Raw genomic sequence first — 16,802 nt, 5'->3', positions numbered from 1 at the left:
AAGGCCCCGTCCCCGGACGGGGCCTTCGTCGTACCCGCTCCCCTTCTCGTCCCTCTCAGCCGTCGCGCCGCCGCCGCACCGCCTGCACGGTCAGCCCGAGCAGCACGAGGGCGGCCAGGGCGGTCAGGGCCGCCGCGTCCGGCACCCGCTCGCCGAGGCGCTGGGCCCACTGCTCGACGGCGAACGAGTCGTCCACACCCAGGAGTCCGGGCAGCGTGGTCGTCCCGTCGTACACGAGGAAGACCACCCCGAGTCCGATGAACAGGAGACCGGAGAGCAGCGAGGTGCTGTGCAGTCCGAAGCGGCCGGCCCGCAGCGTCCGGCCGCGGAGCCACGCCCGGCGTCCGAGGTCGAAGCGCTCCCAGAGGAGGGCGAGCACGAACAGCGGGAGGGCCATGCCCAGGGCGTAGACGGCGAGCAGGAGTCCGCCGTAGGCGGGGCTTCCGCTGACGGCGGCCACCGTGAGGACGCTGCCGAGGATGGGGCCCGCGCAGAAGCCCGCCAGCCCGTACACCGCGCCCAGGGCGTAGACCGACACGACGGTCGTGGGCCGGATCCGGCCACTGAGGGCGGCGATCCGCCGGGAGGCGAAGCCCAGGCCGAGGATCTGGGCGAGGCCGAGCCCGATGATCAGCCAGCCCCCGCCGAGGACGAGCGCGTCACGGTGCCCGTGGAAGAGCCGTCCGGCGTACGAGCCCGCGGCGCCGAGCGGGACGAGGGTGGTGGCGAGACCGGCGTAGAAGACGCCCGTACGCGCCAGGAGCCGGGAGGGGGAGTCGACGGAGTACGCGAAGAAGGCCGGGAGAAGAAGGGCGCTGCAAGGGCTGACGAGGGCCAGCAGGCCGCCGAGCAGCGCGGCGAAGTAACCGATGTCCGGGGTCACTTCGCGGGTTCCCCGGCGCTGCCGACGTTCGCTTCCTCCGCTGCCGCCGCCTCGATGGCCTGGGTGAACACGGCTGTGGGCTGGGCTCCGGCCACGGGGTGACCGTTGATGAGGAAGGACGGGGTGGACGTGGCGCCGATCCCGTAGGCCTGCTCCCGGTCCGCGCGGACCGCTTCGGTGGCCGCCGCGCTGTCGGTGTCGCGGGCGAAGCGGTCGAGGTCCTTCACGCCCGCCTGCCGGGCGAGGTCCCTGAGGTGGTCCCGGCCGAAGCCCTTCTCCTTGGCCCCCTCGGCGAAGGCGGCCCGGTGGAAGGCCCAGAAGCGGTTCTGCCGGCCCGCCGCCCAGGACGCGCGCGCGGCCGCCTCCGAGGTCTCGCCGAAGATCGGGAAGTTGCGCCACTCGATGCGCAGGGTGCCGTCGGCGACGTACCGCTCGATCAGTTCGGGTTCGATGTCCCGGGCGAACTTCCCGCAGTAGCCGCACTGGAAGTCCGCGTACTCGATGAGGACGACGGGCGCGTCGGTGCGGCCCTGGGCCAGCTTGTCGCCGGCGTCGCGCCGGGCGAGTTCCGACAGCTGCCGGCGGACGTCCGGGTCCGGCCCGGCGGTCGTGACGGCGGCCGTGGTGCCGGAGGCGGGCTCCTCCGGGGCGGTCGCCCGGTAGGAGACGAACCCGAGCAGTCCGGCGGCGAGGACCACGACGAGGCCGAAGAACACGGGCTTCCTCACGGAGGACGGCCGCTTCGCGGACGGTGACGGGCGGGTGGGCGTGGGCATACGGCGCTCCGTGCGGGTGCGGGGAGGGGCGGGGAGGACTGCGGGAGGTGAGGGGCGCTGCGGTTCCGCGATGGGGGCAGAGGGGCCGGGCCCGCCTACGCTTCCGGCACCCGGCGTCCGGCGGGAGCGGATATGTCCCGGTACATGGGGGCCGCCTCGCACGGGAACGGATGATCACCTGCCCGAAATGGTACGCCGTGTGGCCACGCCCTCCCGCTCGGTCACCGGCGCCACCCGGCGGCCACCCCCCGGGGAGCGGTCGCCGACGCCGCGGCAGGGCCTCCCGGAAGCGGTGTGACACGGCCCGGGCGAAATACGTTCGCCACTCCTCGCGCCCGGGTGAGATCCTGGGGTCCGTATGTCTACTTCCTTCGCCGATCTCCAGTCCCAGCTCGGGCAGCTCTCGCTCCGCGACGCGCACCGGCTCGGCCGCCGTCTCGAGGGTGCCCGCCGCATCCGCAAGCCCGAGGCCCGTCAGTCCGTGCTGGACGAGATCTCCGCCGAGGCCGGCAAGGCATCCGAGCGGCTCGCCGGGCGAGCCGCGCGGATGCCCGCCCTGTCGTACCCGGAGCAGCTTCCGGTCAGCCAGAAGAAGGACGAGATCCTGGAGGCGATACGCGACCACCAGGTCGTGATCGTCGCGGGCGAGACCGGCTCGGGCAAGACCACCCAGATCCCCAAGATCTGCATGGAGCTGGGGCGCGGCGTCCGGGGCATGATCGGGCACACCCAGCCCCGCCGGATCGCGGCGCGCACGGTGGCCGAGCGCGTCGCGGAGGAGCTGGACACCCCGCTCGGCGAGGCCGTCGGCTGGAAGGTGCGCTTCACCGACCAGGTGAATCCGGACGCGACCTTCGTGAAGCTGATGACCGACGGCATCCTGCTCGCCGAGATCCAGACGGACCGCGAGCTCCTCGCCTACGACACGATCATCATCGACGAGGCCCACGAGCGGTCGCTGAACATCGACTTCCTGCTGGGCTACCTGGCCCGGCTGCTGCCCAAGCGCCCCGATCTGAAGGTCGTCATCACCTCGGCGACCATCGACCCGGAGCGCTTCGCCAAGCACTTCGGCGAGGCACCGATCGTCGAGGTCAGCGGGCGTACGTATCCGGTCGAGGTGCGCTACCGCCCTCTCCTGGAAGAGGACTCCGACGACTCCGACCGCGACCAGATCACCGCGATCTGCGACGCCGTCGACGAGCTGGACCACGAGGCACCCGGCGACGTCCTGGTCTTCCTCTCCGGGGAGCGCGAGATCCGCGACACCGCGGACGCCCTGAACAAGCGCAACCTCAGACACACCGAGGTGCTCCCCCTGTACGCGCGCCTCTCGCACGCCGAGCAGCACCGCGTGTTCCAGCGCCACACCGGACGCCGCATCGTCCTCGCCACGAACGTCGCCGAGACCTCGCTGACCGTCCCCGGCATCAAGTACGTGATCGACCCGGGCAACGCCCGCATCTCCCGCTACAGCCACCGGACCAAGGTCCAGCGGCTGCCGATCGAGCGGATCTCCCAGGCCAGCGCCAACCAGCGCAAGGGCCGCTGCGGCCGTACGTCGGACGGCATCTGCATCCGGCTGTACTCCGAGGACGACTTCCTCACCCGCCCGGAGTTCACCGACCCCGAGATCCTGCGGACGAACCTGGCGTCCGTCATCCTCCAGATGACCGCGGCCGGCCTCGGCGACATCGAGAAGTTCCCCTTCATCGACCCCCCGGACCACCGCAACATCCGCGACGGCGTCCAGCTGCTCCAGGAGCTGGGCGCGCTCGACCCGGCGGAGAAGGACCCGAAGAAGCGCCTCACACCGCTGGGCCGCAAGCTCTCCCAGCTGCCCGTCGACCCCCGCCTGGCCCGCATGGTCGTCGAGGCCGAGAAGAACGGCTGCGCCCGCGAGGTCATGGTCATCGCCGCCGCGCTCTCCATCCAGGACCCGCGCGAGCGTCCCTCCGAGAAGCAGACGCAGGCCGACCAGCATCACGCCCGCTTCAAGGACGAGACGTCCGACTTCCTGGCGTTCCTGAACCTGTGGCGCTACATCCGGGAGCAGCAGAAGGAGCGCGGCTCCTCCAGCTTCCGCCGGATGTGCAAGCAGGAGTACCTGAACTTCCTGCGGATCCGGGAGTGGCAGGACATCTACGCCCAACTGCGCACGGTCGCCAAGCAGATGGGTATCGAGCTCAACGAACAGGACGCGCCGGAGCAGTCGGTGCACACCTCGCTGCTGGCCGGCCTGCTGTCCCACATCGGGCTGAAGGACACCGAGAAGAACGAGTACCTGGGTGCCCGCAGCGCCAAGTTCGCGATCTTCCCGGGTTCCGCGCTGTTCAAGAAGCAGCCGCGTTTCGTGATGTCGGCCGAGCTGGTCGAGACGTCCCGGCTGTGGGCGCGGGTCAACGCGAAGGTCGAGCCGGAGTGGATCGAGCCACTCGCGCAGCACCTGCTGAAGCGCACGTACAGCGAACCGCACTGGGAGAAGGACCAGGCCGCGGTGATGGCGTACGAGCGCGTCACGCTCTACGGGGTGCCCATCATCGCCCAGCGCAAGATCAATTTCGGCCGTATCGACCAGGAGGCGTCGCGCGATCTGTTCATCCGGAACGCCCTGGTCGAGGGCGACTGGCGCACACACCACCAGTTCTTCCACGACAATCGCAAACTCCTCGGCGAGGTCGAGGAGTTGGAGCACCGCGCGCGGCGCCGCGACATCCTCGTGGACGACGAGACGCTCTTCGACTTCTACGACCGGCGGATTCCCGAGCACATCGTCTCCGGAGCCCACTTCGACTCCTGGTGGAAGCACAAGCGCCGCGACGAGCCGGACGCGCTCGACTTCGAGCGCTCGATGCTCATCAACGAGAAGGCCGGGGCCGTCACCAAGGACGACTACCCGGACTCCTGGCGGCAGGGGAAGCTCAAATTCCGGGTGACCTACCAGTTCGAGCCCGGCGCGGACGCCGACGGGGTCACCGTCCACATCCCGCTCCAGGTCCTCAACCAGGTCACGTCCGAGGGCTTCGACTGGCAGATCCCCGGCCTGCGCCAGGAGGTGGTCACCGAGCTGATCCGCTCGCTGCCCAAGCCGATCCGCCGGCACTACGTCCCCGCCCCGGACTACGCGGCGAAGTTCCTCGACCGTGCGGTTCCCCTGCAGGAGCCGCTGCCGCTCACGCTCGCCCGTGAGCTCCAGCGGATGGTCGGCGTGCCGGTCACCGCCGACGACTTCGACGTGGACCGGGTCCCGGACCACCTCAAGATCACGTTCCGGATCACCGACGAACGGCGCCGCAGGGTCGCCGAGGACAAGGACCTCGAGGCGCTGAAGGTCCAGCTGCGCCCCAAGGCCCGCCAGGCCCTCTCCAAGGCCGCAGCGGCCACCGCGGGGCCCTCGGGCGAGTCCGTCGAGCGTTCGGGCCTCACCGACTGGACGATCGGCACGCTGAACCGCGTCTTCGAGACCCGGCGTGCGGGCCAGCCCGTGAAGGCCTATCCGGCCCTGGTCGACCAGGGCGACACGGTCGCCGTGCGCCTGTTCGACACCGAGGCCGAGCAGCAGCAGGCGATGTGGCGCGGCACCCGCAGGCTCATCCTGCTGAACATCCCCGTCAACCCGGCCAAGTTCGCCTCGGACACACTCACCAACCAGCAGAAGCTGGCGCTCTCCCGCAATCCGCACGGCTCCGTCCAGGCGCTGTTCGACGACTGCGCGACGGCGGCCGCCGACCGGCTCATCGCCGCGCACGGCGGCCCTGCCTGGGACGAGGCGTCCTTCCGGAAGCTGTACGACAAGGTGCGTGCCGACCTCGTGGACCTCACCGTCCGCACGATCGGCCAGGTGCAGCAGATCCTGGCCGCCTGGCAGGCCTGCGAGCGCCGGCTGAAGTCGACGAACAGCCTGGTCCTGATCAACAACGTCACGGACGTGCGGGACCATCTGGCCCGTCTGGTCCCGCCCGGGTTCGTCACCGCGACCGGCCTGCGCAGGCTGCCGGACCTGATGCGCTACCTGGTCGCCGAGGACCGCCGGCTCCAGCAGATGCCGACGAACGTCCAGCGCGACACCACGCGCATGGAGAAGGTCCACGAGATGCAGGACGAGTACGCCTGGCTGCTCGAACAACTGCCGAAGGGACGGCCCGTCCCCCAGGAGGTCCTGGACATCCGCTGGATGATCGAGGAGCTGAGGGTGAGCTACTTCGCCCACGCGCTGGGCACCGCGCAACCGGTCTCGGACAAGCGGATCGTGAAGGCGATCGACGCCGCCGCACCGTGAACGGGCCCTCCGCGGGGCCGTGACGGCGCCCGTACGGTGAGTGAGTTCGACCTGGCCCTCGGACCTCCTGTAGAGTCTGGATTCGCAGCAGGCCGCAAGGCAGGCAGCGAAAACCTGGTCCTGTGGAGCAGTTTGGAGTGCTCGCCACCCTGTCAAGGTGGAGGCCGCGGGTTCAAATCCCGTCAGGACCGCAGTAGACGGAAGCCCGGATCCCCTGGATCCGGGCTTCCGTGCGTCTTGACGCCGGCCTCCGCCGCGGGTAACTCCGTAGGACGGAGTCCACCCTTGCTCCCCCGACGGCGGGTGGCCGGGTCCACCGGGAGGCCGCACTCATGTCTGCGCCCACGGAAAGGCACGAGACCCGCGCGCTGCTGCGCGCCCACCTGGCGGCCGCCTCCGGCTACCGCCACCTCACCAGGCACTGCCCGATCTGCCATCGCCTGCTGCGACTCGCGATGGAGCCCCTGACGGCCGCACAGGCGCCCTGCACGCGCCCGGAGCCCGACGAGCCCACACCGGCCCCGGGGAGCCGCCACCAGGCCCCCGGGAGGGGATCCGGGACAGCCCTGCCGCCGCCGCCCGCCGCGGGCGGCGAGGAGGGCGGGCCGCAGGACGGGGAGCAGACCGGCACGGGCCATCACCCGGGACGTCCCGCCGGCCTCTCGGAGGACCGCGTCGGGGACCCCGCCGGAGACCGCCCGGAGAGCCGCCCGTAGGACGGAAGTCCCCTCGCGACACGGCCATCCGCCGCAGCCGGACGCTCGCAGGCGGTGGCAGGCTCGTGGGGTGGCAGCACCGCGCCGGTGTGACGCGAGTCACCAATTCAGTTTTGCGAAGAGGGCACTTTACGCACTTCCTACAACTGGCGAATTTAATATGTGCAATTGCACTGCCTCAGAAGCACATCCCGGACCGTTCCGCCCGAGCCGGCCCACGACGGCCGGGACCCGGGCGAACAGGCCCGAACAGGCCCGCCCACAGTCGCACGCGGCTCCCCCGCAAACCGACCCGTCGGCAGGTTCGGGCAGCGACCCGGACCGTTCGGGCAGTCGGCAGGCCTCTTCCGCCCCCTGCGCCGGCACGCGCCCCGGCCGGTCCCCGTCGCGCCTCCACGCTTCCCCGGGCACAAAAAAGATCGCGCTGGACCCGGCGGAGTCCAGCGCGATCGAACGACGTACCCGCATGTCACAGGCATGGCGCCCGTTGGGGCGGGCACCCGTCGCATGGAGCTATGAGTGGGTGTGCCGGGGGTTGGGGGACCCGCCGGCGCCCTGTTGTGGCTGCGGCGACAGGGGTGTGTCAGGCCTCGCTGCGCTGCTGCGGAATACCCGCAAGCAGTGCGCGGACCTCTGCCTCGCGGTACCGGCGATGCCCACCGAGCGTGCGGATGGACGTGAGCTTGCCAGCCTTTGCCCAACGGGTGACCGTCTTCGGGTCCACGCGGAACATCGTGGCAACCTCAGCCGGGGTCAGCAGCGGCTCGGCATCAGGGGTGCGAGCGGTCATGAGCGGCCTCCTCGGGAGAACCGAACCATCTCGGTTCTTTCCTCTAAATTCTGCACCTTGACCCGCGTTGCCCGAAATGGCGGACGCGGGCCGAGTCGGTTATAGGACGAACGGCTTGTCTTCGGCACTACAACTACACCATCCGTCCAGCCACGTCGGCCAAACCGATGGAATTGCCCTCCCAGGTGTTCATCAGCGACGGAAGCCGATGGACCATGCCATAGCGGACAGTCACGCCCCAGTAACGATCAGTCACAGGGTGACCAGGAGTCGTCAGAAGTCGTCAGACCCCCCATAGCGTGCAATGCTGAGCATTCCGCCCAAAGTTGGGCGGACAGAGTCCTCCCCGGACTCCTTGTCCTATTTTGGCATGAGGAGTAGGGAAGGGCGCAAGGGCCCTGTTAGTGCTGTCCGTCACGCTTGAGGCAAAGGCCCGGTTCGGGACGTAGGTCCCAGCCCCTCGGAGGCCTCTTTCCGCCCCACCTGTCGCACGCGTCACATGCGACGCCGGTTCACGGGTCGTCAGTTCCCGTCAGGGCATCTCCGTTCACCTCCGCCGGGCTCCCTCGGTGCCCGCGGATGTCGGACACCTCACAGGATGTCTCTTCCCTGCGGATAGCGCCTCTATGCGACGGTGCGTTCCTATTCACACCGCTTCGGGCTAGTTGGAGGATTGTAGGTCACGCACCGCACGCCAACGGTCGGCGAGACGCCCGTACGCGACTCCGGCCGCGTCCCCGTCCCCGGAGCGCAGTGCCGCGATGCCCTCGGCCACATCCGCGGCCGACCGGTCCGCGGCGAGCTGCTCGCCGCTCAGTGCGTGGACCAGGCCGCCGTAGTCGAGCTCGACCATGGAGCGCGGATGGAACTCCTCCAGCCACCGCCCCACCTCCACGAGCCCCTCGGTCAGCGGTCCTTCGTCGACGGTCTCCCGCAGCGTCCGCAGCGCACGCGCCAGCCGGCGCCGGGCCTGCACCATCGGGGTCCGGTACCGCAGCAGCCGGCCCTCGTCGGCACCGGCGGCCACGTACTCCCGCTCCTCGTCGTCGAACAGGACGAACCAGCGCACCGGCACGTGCCACACCGTGGTCCGGATCCAGGGCCGGGCGTCCGGGTTCCGCTCGGCCCACCGCTCGTAGTCCGCGGCAGCCTGCCCCCGCACCACCGGGGGCAGCACCGCGTCCAGCACCGTGGCCGGAAACAGACCCCCCAGTTCGCTCATGGCCATCCAGCCCCGCATCCGGGTCCGCCACGGACAGACGCAGATGACGCCGTCGACCACCGCGACGAAGGCGTCCCCGCTCTCGCGCACCGGCACCGCCACCGGCGGGGTGGGGACCAAGTCGGCCAGCGAGCGGCGCAGTTCGTCCTGGGCCGTGGGGAGGTCCACGCGCCGGGCGTAACGCGTCCAGTGGCCCCGCTCGGGTTCACGGAAGGCGGCGAGCGGCTCGTACACCCGCAGGTAGGACGCGTAAGGGACGAGCACCGAAGACACCACCGACATGCGGTAAATCGTGTCACGCCGGTACTCCACAGGGGGGTGATCCCGGTCAGGGAACAGATCTGCGGGCCGCGAGGACTTACGCTCTTGCCCATCGGACCGGCCGGTGGCGGTCGGTCCGGGGCCCTCCCCACCTTCAGGAGGGTCCTCCGCCGCTTCGTACTTGGGAGTCACCACAGTGACCGATGTGACCGACGGCATCCTGCGCACCCTGTTCCACTCGGATCAGGGGGGCCACGAGCAAGTCGTGCTCTGCCAGGACCGTGCCAGCGGCCTCAAGGCCGTCATCGCCCTCCACTCCACCGCCCTGGGCCCGGCTCTCGGCGGGACCCGCTTCTATCCGTACGCCTCCGAGGAGGAGGCCGTCGCGGACGCGCTGAACCTGGCGCGCGGCATGTCCTACAAGAACGCCATGGCCGGCCTCGACCACGGTGGCGGCAAGGCCGTCATCATCGGCGATCCCGCACTCGTCAAGTCCGAGGAACTGCTCCTCGCCTACGGACGCTTCGTCGCCTCACTCGGGGGGCGCTATGTGACCGCCTGTGATGTGGGCACGTACGTCGCCGACATGGACGTCGTCGCCAGGGAGTGCCGCTGGACCACCGGCCGCTCCCCCGAGAACGGCGGGGCGGGCGACTCGTCCGTCCTCACCGCCTTCGGTGTCTTCCAGGGCATGCGGGCCTCCGCGCAGCACCTGTGGGGCGACCCCACGCTGCGCGGCCGCAAGGTCGGTGTCGCGGGCGTCGGCAAGGTCGGCCATCACCTGGTCGAGCACCTTCTGAGCGACGGTGCCGAAGTCGTCGTCACGGATGTGCGCGAGGAGTCCGTACGCCGGGTGACCGATCTCCACCCCGAGGTCTCCGTGGCCGTGGACACGGACGCGCTCATCCGCACCGAGGGGCTCGACATCTACGCCCCGTGCGCGCTCGGCGGCGCGCTGAGCGACGAGAGCGTTCCCGTGCTCACCGCCAAGGTGGTGTGCGGCGCGGCCAACAACCAGCTCGCGCACCCAGGGATCGAGAAGGACCTCGCCGACCGCTCGGTCCTGTACGCACCGGACTACGTGGTCAATGCCGGCGGCGTGATCCAGGTCGCCGACGAACTCCACGGGTTCGACTTCGACCGGTGCAAGGCGAAGGCCGCGAAGATCTTCGACACCACGCTGGCCATATTCGCACGTGCGAAGGCGGACGGTATCCCGCCGGCGGCGGCGGCCGACCGGATCGCCGAACAGCGGATGGCGGACGCACGCCGTCACTGACCCGTCACCGCGACGTCAGGCCTCCGTCACCGGCCCCTGCGAGAACCCGGCGGCGGAGGCCCGCACGCGGGCGGGGGACGGCCGGGCGGGCCGGGGCCGGCGGCCGGCGGACCCGGAGGGAGACAAGACTCACTCCGGTCGGCGGGTCGGCCGTCCGCAAGAGGTTAAAATCGGGCTTGACCAGCGAGGACGGGCTCCTCTTCGGTCCTGCGCGGAGGCACGTGATGCGGGCGGCGTACCGTATGGCCGAGGAAGCAGGTACCGTTAAAGCCACGGGCGCGGTCTCTCTGCCGAGAGTCCGTCCTGAAACATGAACGCGTGTCAAGACTCTGGGGCCGTCGAGCCCCGTCACCGAGGGGGTCGAGCCATGGGGCGCGGCCGGGCAAAGGCCAAGCAGACCAAGGTCGCCCGCCAGCTGAAGTACAGCAGCGGCGGGACAGACCTGTCGCGTCTGGCCAATGAGCTGGGCGCATCGCCTTCGAGTCAGCCACCGAACGCCGAGCCGTTCGAGGACGACGACGAGGAAGATGACCCGTACGCACAGTACGCGGATCTGTACAACGACGACGAGGACGCGGACGAGGACGGCCAGTCCGGTCCGTCGTCACAGCGCCGCGGCGCTTGACCTCGCGCTGACACATCAACCCGGTCCGGGCCTGCCCGGACCGGGTTCTGTGCTGTCCCGGTACGGACGGACGGAGCACACCGTGTCCGGCCGGGGGGGTGCCGCGTACCGGCGCCGGTCCGGTGGGGTGCCGGACCGGCGGTGGTGGCGTCCTACCGTGCGTAACCACCGGTCAGCTCGGCGCCCGTGCGATGGTCGCCGCGCTCGGTGATCTCACCGGCGACCCAGGAGTCGACGCCCCGGTCGGCCAGCGTCGTGAGAGCCGCGTCCACCGAGTCGGCCGGCACGATCGCGATCATGCCGACACCCATGTTGAGCGTCTTCTCCAGCTCCAGCTGCTCGACCTGGCCGGCCTTGCCGACCAGGTCGAAGACGGCGCCGGGCGTCCAGGTGCCACGGTCGACGGTGGCGTGCAGCCCGTCCGGGATCACCCGGGCCAGGTTGTTGGCGAGGCCGCCGCCGGTGACGTGGCTGAAGCCGTGCACCTCGGTGGTGCGGGTCAGCGCGAGACAGTCCAGGGAGTAGATCCTGGTGGGCTCGAGGAGCTCCTCGCCGAGCGTCCTGCCGAACTCCTCCACCTGGCGGTCCAGGGTCCAGCCGGCCCGGTCGAAGACCACGTGGCGGACGAGCGAGTACCCGTTCGAGTGAAGACCGGAGGAGGCCATGGCGATCACGGCGTCACCCTTGCGGATACGGTCCGGGCCCAGCAGCCGGTCGGCCTCCACCACACCGGTCCCGGCGCCCGCGACGTCGAAGTCGTCGGGGCCCAGCAGACCCGGGTGCTCGGCCGTCTCGCCGCCGACCAGCGCGCAGCCCGCGAGGACGCACCCTTCGGCGATGCCCTTCACGATGGCCGCGACACGCTCGGGATGCACCTTGCCGACACAGATGTAGTCGGTCATGAAGAGCGGCTCCGCGCCGCAGACGACCAGGTCGTCCACGACCATGCCGACGAGGTCGTGCCCGATGGTGTCGTACACGCCCATCTGCCGGGCCAGATCGACCTTCGTGCCGACGCCGTCGGTGGCGGAGGCGAGCAGCGGGCGCTCGTAGCGCTTGAGCGCCGAGGCGTCGAAGAGGCCGGCGAATCCGCCGAGACCGCCGAGGCCGGCGACCTCGGGGCGCTGCGTCTTCTTCACCCACTCCTTCATCAGCTCGACGGCGCGGTCACCGGCTTCGATGTCGACGCCCGCCGCGGCGTAGGAAGCACCTGTTGTCTCAGACATGGCCCGGGATCTTTCGTGTGGGAATACGGGGCTGGTGGGGAAGCCGGCCGGTCCGGGTCACGGACGACGCAGCGCGTCGGCCGCCGCGGTCGCGGCGGGGCCGGCCGCCAGCTCGGTCTCCAGCAGCTGCTTCCCGAGCAGTTCCGGGTCCGGAAGCTCCATCGGGTACTCGCCGTCGAAGCAGGCGCGGCACAGGTTCGGCTTGGCGATCGTCGTCGCCTCGACCATCGCGTCGAGCGAGATGTACGCCAGGGAGTCGGCACCCATGGAGGTGGCGATCTCGTCGACGGACATGCCGTTGGCGATCAGCTCGGCGCGCGTCGCGAAGTCGATGCCGAAGAAGCAGGGCCACTTCACGGGCGGGGAGGAGATCCGGATGTGGATCTCCGCCGCACCCGCCTCGCGGAGCATCCTCACCAGGGCGCGCTGGGTGTTGCCGCGGACGATCGAGTCGTCGACGACCACGAGGCGCTTGCCCTTGATGACTTCCTTGAGCGGATTGAGCTTCAGCCGGATGCCCAGCTGGCGGATGGTCTGCGAGGGCTGGATGAAGGTCCGGCCGACGTAGGCGTTCTTGACCAGGCCGGCCCCGAACGGAATTCCGCTCGCCTCGGCGTAACCGATGGCCGCGGGGGTCCCCGATTCCGGCGTCGCTATGACCAGATCGGCCTCCGCGGGGGCCTCGGCCGCCAGCTTCCGGCCCATCTCCACCCGGGAGAGGTAGACGTTCCGCCCGGCGATGTCGGTGTCGGGGCGGGCCAGGTAGACGTACTCGAAGACGCAGCCCTTAGGCTTCGCTTCTGCGAATCGAGAGGTGCGCAGGCCGTTCTCGTCGATGGCGACGAGCTCGCCGGGCTCGATCTCGCGGACATAGCTGGCACCGCAGATGTCCAGGGCGGCGGACTCGGAGGCCACCACCCAGCCACGCTCCAGGCGGCCCAGGACCAGGGGGCGGATGCCCTGCGGGTCACGGGCCGCGTAGAGGGTGTGCTCATCCATGAAGACGAGCGAGAAGGCGCCCTTCACATCGGGGAGCACCTTCGCGGCGGCCTCCTCGATGGTGAGCGGCTTGTCGTCGCCGTCTCTCTGGCCGGCGAGCAGCGCGGTCACGAGATCGGTGTCGTTGGTCGCCGCGACCTGGGTGGCCCGCCCGTCCTTGCGGGGGAGGTCGGCGACCATCTCGGCGAGCTGGGCCGTATTGACCAGGTTGCCGTTGTGACCGAGGGCGATCGAGCCGTGCGCGGTGGCACGGAACGTCGGCTGCGCGTTCTCCCACACCGAGGCACCGGTGGTGGAGTAACGGGCATGACCGACCGCGATATGGCCCTGGAGCGATCCCAGAGACGTTTCGTCGAAGACCTGCGAGACCAGTCCCATGTCCTTGAAGACCAGGATCTGCGACCCGTTGCTCACTGCGATGCCCGCGGACTCCTGTCCACGGTGCTGCAGGGCATACAGTCCGAAATAGGTGAGCTTGGCGACCTCTTCGCCCGGAGCCCAGACACCGAAGACGCCGCAAGCGTCCTGGGGGCCTTTCTCTCCGGGGAGCAGGTCGTGGTTGAGTCGTCCATCACCACGAGGCACGCCACCGAGTGTAGGGGAGATCGACCACCGGTCCGAATTGGGTGAGGGCCCGGCACCGGTCGCGGGCGGTCCCCGGCTGCGGCTCCCGGGGGCACCCATGCCGTCGCCGGACGGTCACGCGGCGTGATCACGGAGGTGCCGGCGCCGGGGCTCCGAAGTGCCGCGGGGCGGGCGACGGCGGGGCGGGCGACGGTTACCGGCGGGTCGGACCTCCGGGCCGCCCGGCCCCGGAACCGCCCCCGTCGCGGACCCCGGTGACCCGGGACGTCGGGCGGAGCGGGCGGCGGCCGGACGCCCGTTTCGTGGCGAGCCTCACACCGCGAGACCTCGGCCGCGGCCCTCGATGACCCACAAGAGCCGCCCGCGGCGCACCGCCCGCCGTCCCTGCGGCCCGGCGAGCGGGGAAGCCCGGAGGCGGGGCGGGCCTCGCCGTCCCGCAGTTCGAGACCACCGTTGACAGGCCCATGGCCCGTTGGCAGGCTCCTGCCTCATGCAGCCCCCCGGTGATCATTCGGTCACGCTCGTGGAGCGCCGCCACGTCGATCTGGGACGTGTCGCGAGCGCCCTCTGTCGCTGCGCCTGAGGCCGCCACGCCTCCGGCGCCGCTCGTAGGGCTTTCGCCCCGGGCTCCGGCACCCGTGCGCGCCCATCCCTTCTCCTCCCCTTCCACCCCCTCATGACCTGGCGCGCCCACTCGCGGGCCGCCTCCTGACGGGGTCCGCCGTCTTTGCCTCGCGCCTCGCCGCTGACCGGCGTCCGAGGCCTGCCCTGGAGACCTCATGACCACTCGTGATTCGAATGCAAGTTCGGATAAACGTTCCGGCTCCCCGCTGAGCCGGCGCGCCTTCACCACCGCGGTGGGGGCCACCGCCGCCACCGCGGCCGTCGGTGTGCAGACCTCCGTCCCGGCGGCCGCCGCTCCGGTGACGACCTCCGGCGACCTGGCGCGGGAGCGTCCGTTCCGCGCCGCGCGCGGCAGGCACGCACGCCGTCCGAACATCCTGTTCATCCTCGGCGACGACCTCGGCTGGGCGGATCTCTCCTCGTACGGGGCGCCGCACATCCGCACCCCCCACCTGGACAGGCTCGGGCAGCAGGGTGTGCGCTTCACCCAGTCCTACTCCGGGTCGGCCACCTGCTCCCCCACCCGGTTCAGCCTCTACACGGGGCGTTATCCCGGACGTACGAGGGGCGGGCTCGCGGAGCCCATCGCCGACAGGTCCGCCGGCCTGGAACCCACCCACCCGACCCTGGCGTCCCTGCTGCGGGGCGCCGGCTACTCGACCGCCCTCATCGGCAAGTGGCACTGCGGCTACCTGCCGGACTACAGCCCGACCAGGTCGGGTTACGACGAGTTCTTCGGCAACTTCGGCGGAGCCCTGGAGTACTACTCCAAGCTCGGTCTCGGCGGCGAGTACGACCTCTACGAGGGCGATGCCGAGTACAAGGACCTGCGCTACTACACCCGGATCCTGACGGAGCGCGCGAGCGAGTACGTGCGGCGTGACCACAGCGAGCCGTGGCTGCTCAACCTGAACTTCACGACCCCCCACTGGCCGTGGATCGCCGAGGGCGACACCGAGGCCGGTGCCGAGGTCGTCCGCCGGATCAAGGCGGGCGACCGGGGCGCCCTGCGGCACGCCGACGGCGGCTCGGTCGAGAAGTACACGGAGATGGTCGAGGACCTGGACCGCTCGGTCGGGGAGGTGCTCAAGGCCCTGAAGAAGTCGGGCCAGGAGGAGGACACCCTGGTGTTCTTCGCGAGCGACAACGGCGGTGAGCGGTTCTCCTACAACTGGCCGCTGTCCGGCAGCAAGGGCTCGCTCCAGGAGGGCGGCATCCGCGTCCCCTCGGTCCTGCGCTGGCCGGCGCGCGTCGACGGTCGCCAGGTCAGCGATCTCCCGGTGTTCTCCCCCGACTGGACGGCGACCCTGCTGGAGCTCGGCGGGGCGCGGCCGGACCCCGCATACCCGCTCGACGGCGTCAGCCTCGCGGGCTACCTGCTGCGCGACGAGGCGCCGAAGGAGCGTGACCTGTTCTGGCGCGTGCGCGGGGAGCGGGCCCTGCGGCGCGGCGACTGGAAGTACTACCGGGGGAGGAGCGGGGTCGACCAGCTCTTCGATCTGGCCGGCGACCAGCGCGAACAGGCCGACCGCGCGGCGGCCGAACCGGAGCGGCTGGCCGCGTTGCGGGCGTCGTGGGAGCGGACGGCCTCAGGTCTCCTCCCGTATCCGACGGGTTCCTGAGACAGCGCGCCGTCCCGCCCGCACCCGCCCCGGCCGGTCACTTCCCTGCGGCCGGGGCCGAGGCGGCGAGTCCCTTCCCGTTCGCTGCCTCGATCGACAGGGACCGGTGACTGACCTCGTACGTCGTCCTCCCCGCCAGGACGCCGTTCAGCGCGCGCTCGAGCTCCATCTCGGGGCCCGGGCACATCTTCCTGGTGGAGGCGAGCGCACCGAAGGTGATGGTGGAGCCGGAGACCTCGGCCGTGCCGTGGAAGGAGTTGCAGCCGAGGTTTCCCTCCACCGAGCCGTCCTTGCCGAAGGTGAGGTGCGCCTTGCCCTCCGTCCCGGCGGGCAGGGAGGTGGCGACGCTGCCGGACACGAGCCCGGTGACCTTCCAGGTGGTGCCGGCCAGTGGGGCCGGGGGCTCGGAGGTGAGGGCGATGGAGTCGCCCCCGGCCGTCGTCAGGGTCAGGGTCTTCCCGTCGCCCCGGCCCGCGACGGCGGCCGTGAGTTCCCCGCTGAGGGCACGGCCCATCGCCTTCTCGAACTGCTGGACGTCCTTCTCACACCCCATCTCCGTGGTCGTGCCGGGGCCGACGGTCACCTTGTCGCCCTCGACGGTGACGTCCGCGGTGAAGCGGTTGCACCCGAGGTTGCCCGTGGCCTTCCCGGCGGAGTCGATCTCGACGTGGGCTCCGGCGGGCGCGGCGGTCTTCTTCCCGCCGACGGTGAGGGAGGACACGGTCCAGTGGACACCGGTCACGCCCGGTCCGGTCCGCACGGAGCCGCTGCCGTCCCCGGAGTCTCCGGACCCCGCCCCGGTGCCCGACTCCGTACCGCAGCCGGCCAGGGTGAGGGTGCCCAGAACGGCGAGGACGCTGACAGCCATACGTTGTGTGCGCATGGCCATGGGACGGATCGAGCAGCCGATCCGGT

Annotated in this window: 13 protein-coding genes and 1 tRNA gene; 7 read left to right on the top strand and 7 right to left on the bottom strand. The window is 70.7% G+C overall.

The window, feature by feature from the left end; all coding sequences use genetic code 11:
• Positions 1–55 precede the first annotated feature (55 nt).
• Both ACHFIV_RS32935 and ACHFIV_RS32930 read right to left on the bottom strand, forming a co-directional pair.
• Complete coding sequence (locus ACHFIV_RS32935) at positions 56–883, bottom strand: cytochrome c biogenesis CcdA family protein (RefSeq protein ID WP_398976505.1); 828 nt, start codon at positions 881–883, stop codon at positions 56–58.
• Positions 880–1,659 (bottom strand): DsbA family protein, encoded by a 780-nt coding sequence (locus ACHFIV_RS32930; protein WP_398976503.1) that lies wholly within the window; start codon positions 1,657–1,659, stop codon positions 880–882. The genes ACHFIV_RS32935 and ACHFIV_RS32930 overlap by 4 nt, the downstream gene beginning before the upstream one ends.
• Positions 1,660–2,017: 358 nt before the next feature.
• Here ACHFIV_RS32930 and hrpA point away from each other — a divergent pair, with 358 nt between their 5' ends.
• From hrpA to ACHFIV_RS32915, 3 genes are all read left to right on the top strand, one after another.
• Positions 2,018–5,938: an ATP-dependent RNA helicase HrpA gene (gene hrpA / locus ACHFIV_RS32925; protein WP_398976501.1), complete on the top strand. Its 3,921-nt coding sequence runs from the start codon at positions 2,018–2,020 to the stop codon at positions 5,936–5,938.
• Positions 5,939–6,054: 116 nt separating this feature from the next.
• Positions 6,055–6,129: transfer RNA gene (locus ACHFIV_RS32920), tRNA-Asp, on the top strand.
• A 141-nt stretch (positions 6,130–6,270) separates the two neighbouring features.
• Positions 6,271–6,654, top strand: coding sequence for a DUF6274 family protein (locus tag ACHFIV_RS32915; RefSeq protein WP_398976499.1), 384 nt, complete (start codon positions 6,271–6,273; stop codon positions 6,652–6,654).
• 583 nt (positions 6,655–7,237) lie between these two features.
• Here the strand turns inward: ACHFIV_RS32915 and bldC are convergent.
• Both bldC and ACHFIV_RS32905 read right to left on the bottom strand, forming a co-directional pair.
• Entirely contained in the window at positions 7,238–7,444 is a 207-nt protein-coding gene (bldC, locus tag ACHFIV_RS32910; protein WP_003949541.1) for a developmental transcriptional regulator BldC, read from the bottom strand.
• 661 nt (positions 7,445–8,105) lie between these two features.
• The gene (locus ACHFIV_RS32905) at positions 8,106–8,948 is read right to left on the bottom strand and encodes a hypothetical protein (RefSeq protein ID WP_398976497.1); all 843 of its coding nucleotides are present in this window, start codon (positions 8,946–8,948) and stop codon (positions 8,106–8,108) included.
• A gap of 175 nt (positions 8,949–9,123) precedes the next feature.
• Here ACHFIV_RS32905 and ACHFIV_RS32900 point away from each other — a divergent pair, with 175 nt between their 5' ends.
• Both ACHFIV_RS32900 and ACHFIV_RS32895 read left to right on the top strand, forming a co-directional pair.
• Entirely contained in the window at positions 9,124–10,206 is a 1,083-nt protein-coding gene (locus ACHFIV_RS32900) for a Leu/Phe/Val dehydrogenase (RefSeq protein WP_398976495.1), read from the top strand.
• Positions 10,207–10,573: 367 nt separating this feature from the next.
• Complete coding sequence (locus tag ACHFIV_RS32895; RefSeq protein ID WP_031097368.1) at positions 10,574–10,831, top strand: DUF3073 domain-containing protein; 258 nt, start codon at positions 10,574–10,576, stop codon at positions 10,829–10,831.
• A 152-nt stretch (positions 10,832–10,983) separates the two neighbouring features.
• On the opposite strand, the gene purM is transcribed toward ACHFIV_RS32895, so the two are convergent.
• Both purM and purF read right to left on the bottom strand, forming a co-directional pair.
• Positions 10,984–12,057: a phosphoribosylformylglycinamidine cyclo-ligase gene (purM, locus tag ACHFIV_RS32890; RefSeq protein WP_398976493.1), complete on the bottom strand. Its 1,074-nt coding sequence runs from the start codon at positions 12,055–12,057 to the stop codon at positions 10,984–10,986.
• Positions 12,058–12,114: 57 nt separating this feature from the next.
• On the bottom strand, positions 12,115–13,641 hold the full coding sequence (gene purF / locus ACHFIV_RS32885) for an amidophosphoribosyltransferase (RefSeq protein ID WP_398976491.1): 1,527 nt from the start codon (positions 13,639–13,641) through the stop codon (positions 12,115–12,117).
• Between the two features lie 490 nt (positions 13,642–14,131).
• On the opposite strand from purF, the gene ACHFIV_RS32880 reads away from it, so the two are divergent.
• Entirely contained in the window at positions 14,132–14,224 is a 93-nt protein-coding gene (locus ACHFIV_RS32880; protein WP_398976489.1) for a putative leader peptide, read from the top strand.
• A 196-nt stretch (positions 14,225–14,420) separates the two neighbouring features.
• Positions 14,421–15,887, top strand: coding sequence for a sulfatase-like hydrolase/transferase (locus ACHFIV_RS32875; RefSeq protein WP_398976487.1), 1,467 nt, complete (start codon positions 14,421–14,423; stop codon positions 15,885–15,887).
• Positions 15,888–15,924: 37 nt separating this feature from the next.
• On the opposite strand, the gene ACHFIV_RS32870 is transcribed toward ACHFIV_RS32875, so the two are convergent.
• On the bottom strand, positions 15,925–16,770 hold the full coding sequence (locus ACHFIV_RS32870) for an META domain-containing protein (RefSeq protein WP_398976485.1): 846 nt from the start codon (positions 16,768–16,770) through the stop codon (positions 15,925–15,927).
• Positions 16,771–16,802 lie beyond the last annotated feature (32 nt).

Source organism: Streptomyces sp. ALB3, from assembly GCF_044385685.1.
Lineage (GTDB): Bacteria > Actinomycetota > Actinomycetes > Streptomycetales > Streptomycetaceae > Streptomyces.
The sequence above is the reverse complement of the archived record's forward strand: the minus strand, read 5'-3'. Positions and strand labels throughout refer to the sequence as shown.

Excerpts from the sequence above, each read along its gene's own strand:
- ACHFIV_RS32930 (WP_398976503.1), bottom strand. The coding sequence starts at position 1,659 with ATGCCCACGCCCACCCGCCCGTCACCGTCCGCGAAGCGGCCGTCCTCC.
- hrpA (WP_398976501.1), top strand. The coding sequence starts at position 2,018 with ATGTCTACTTCCTTCGCCGATCTCCAGTCCCAGCTCGGGCAGCTCTCG.
- ACHFIV_RS32915 (WP_398976499.1), top strand. The coding sequence starts at position 6,271 with ATGTCTGCGCCCACGGAAAGGCACGAGACCCGCGCGCTGCTGCGCGCC.
- bldC (WP_003949541.1), bottom strand. The coding sequence starts at position 7,444 with ATGACCGCTCGCACCCCTGATGCCGAGCCGCTGCTGACCCCGGCTGAG.
- ACHFIV_RS32905 (WP_398976497.1), bottom strand. The coding sequence starts at position 8,948 with ATGTCGGTGGTGTCTTCGGTGCTCGTCCCTTACGCGTCCTACCTGCGG.
- ACHFIV_RS32895 (WP_031097368.1), top strand. The coding sequence starts at position 10,574 with ATGGGGCGCGGCCGGGCAAAGGCCAAGCAGACCAAGGTCGCCCGCCAG.
- purM (WP_398976493.1), bottom strand. The coding sequence starts at position 12,057 with ATGTCTGAGACAACAGGTGCTTCCTACGCCGCGGCGGGCGTCGACATC.
- ACHFIV_RS32880 (WP_398976489.1), top strand. The coding sequence starts at position 14,132 with ATGCAGCCCCCCGGTGATCATTCGGTCACGCTCGTGGAGCGCCGCCAC.
- ACHFIV_RS32875 (WP_398976487.1), top strand. The coding sequence starts at position 14,421 with ATGACCACTCGTGATTCGAATGCAAGTTCGGATAAACGTTCCGGCTCC.
- ACHFIV_RS32870 (WP_398976485.1), bottom strand. The coding sequence starts at position 16,770 with ATGCGCACACAACGTATGGCTGTCAGCGTCCTCGCCGTTCTGGGCACC.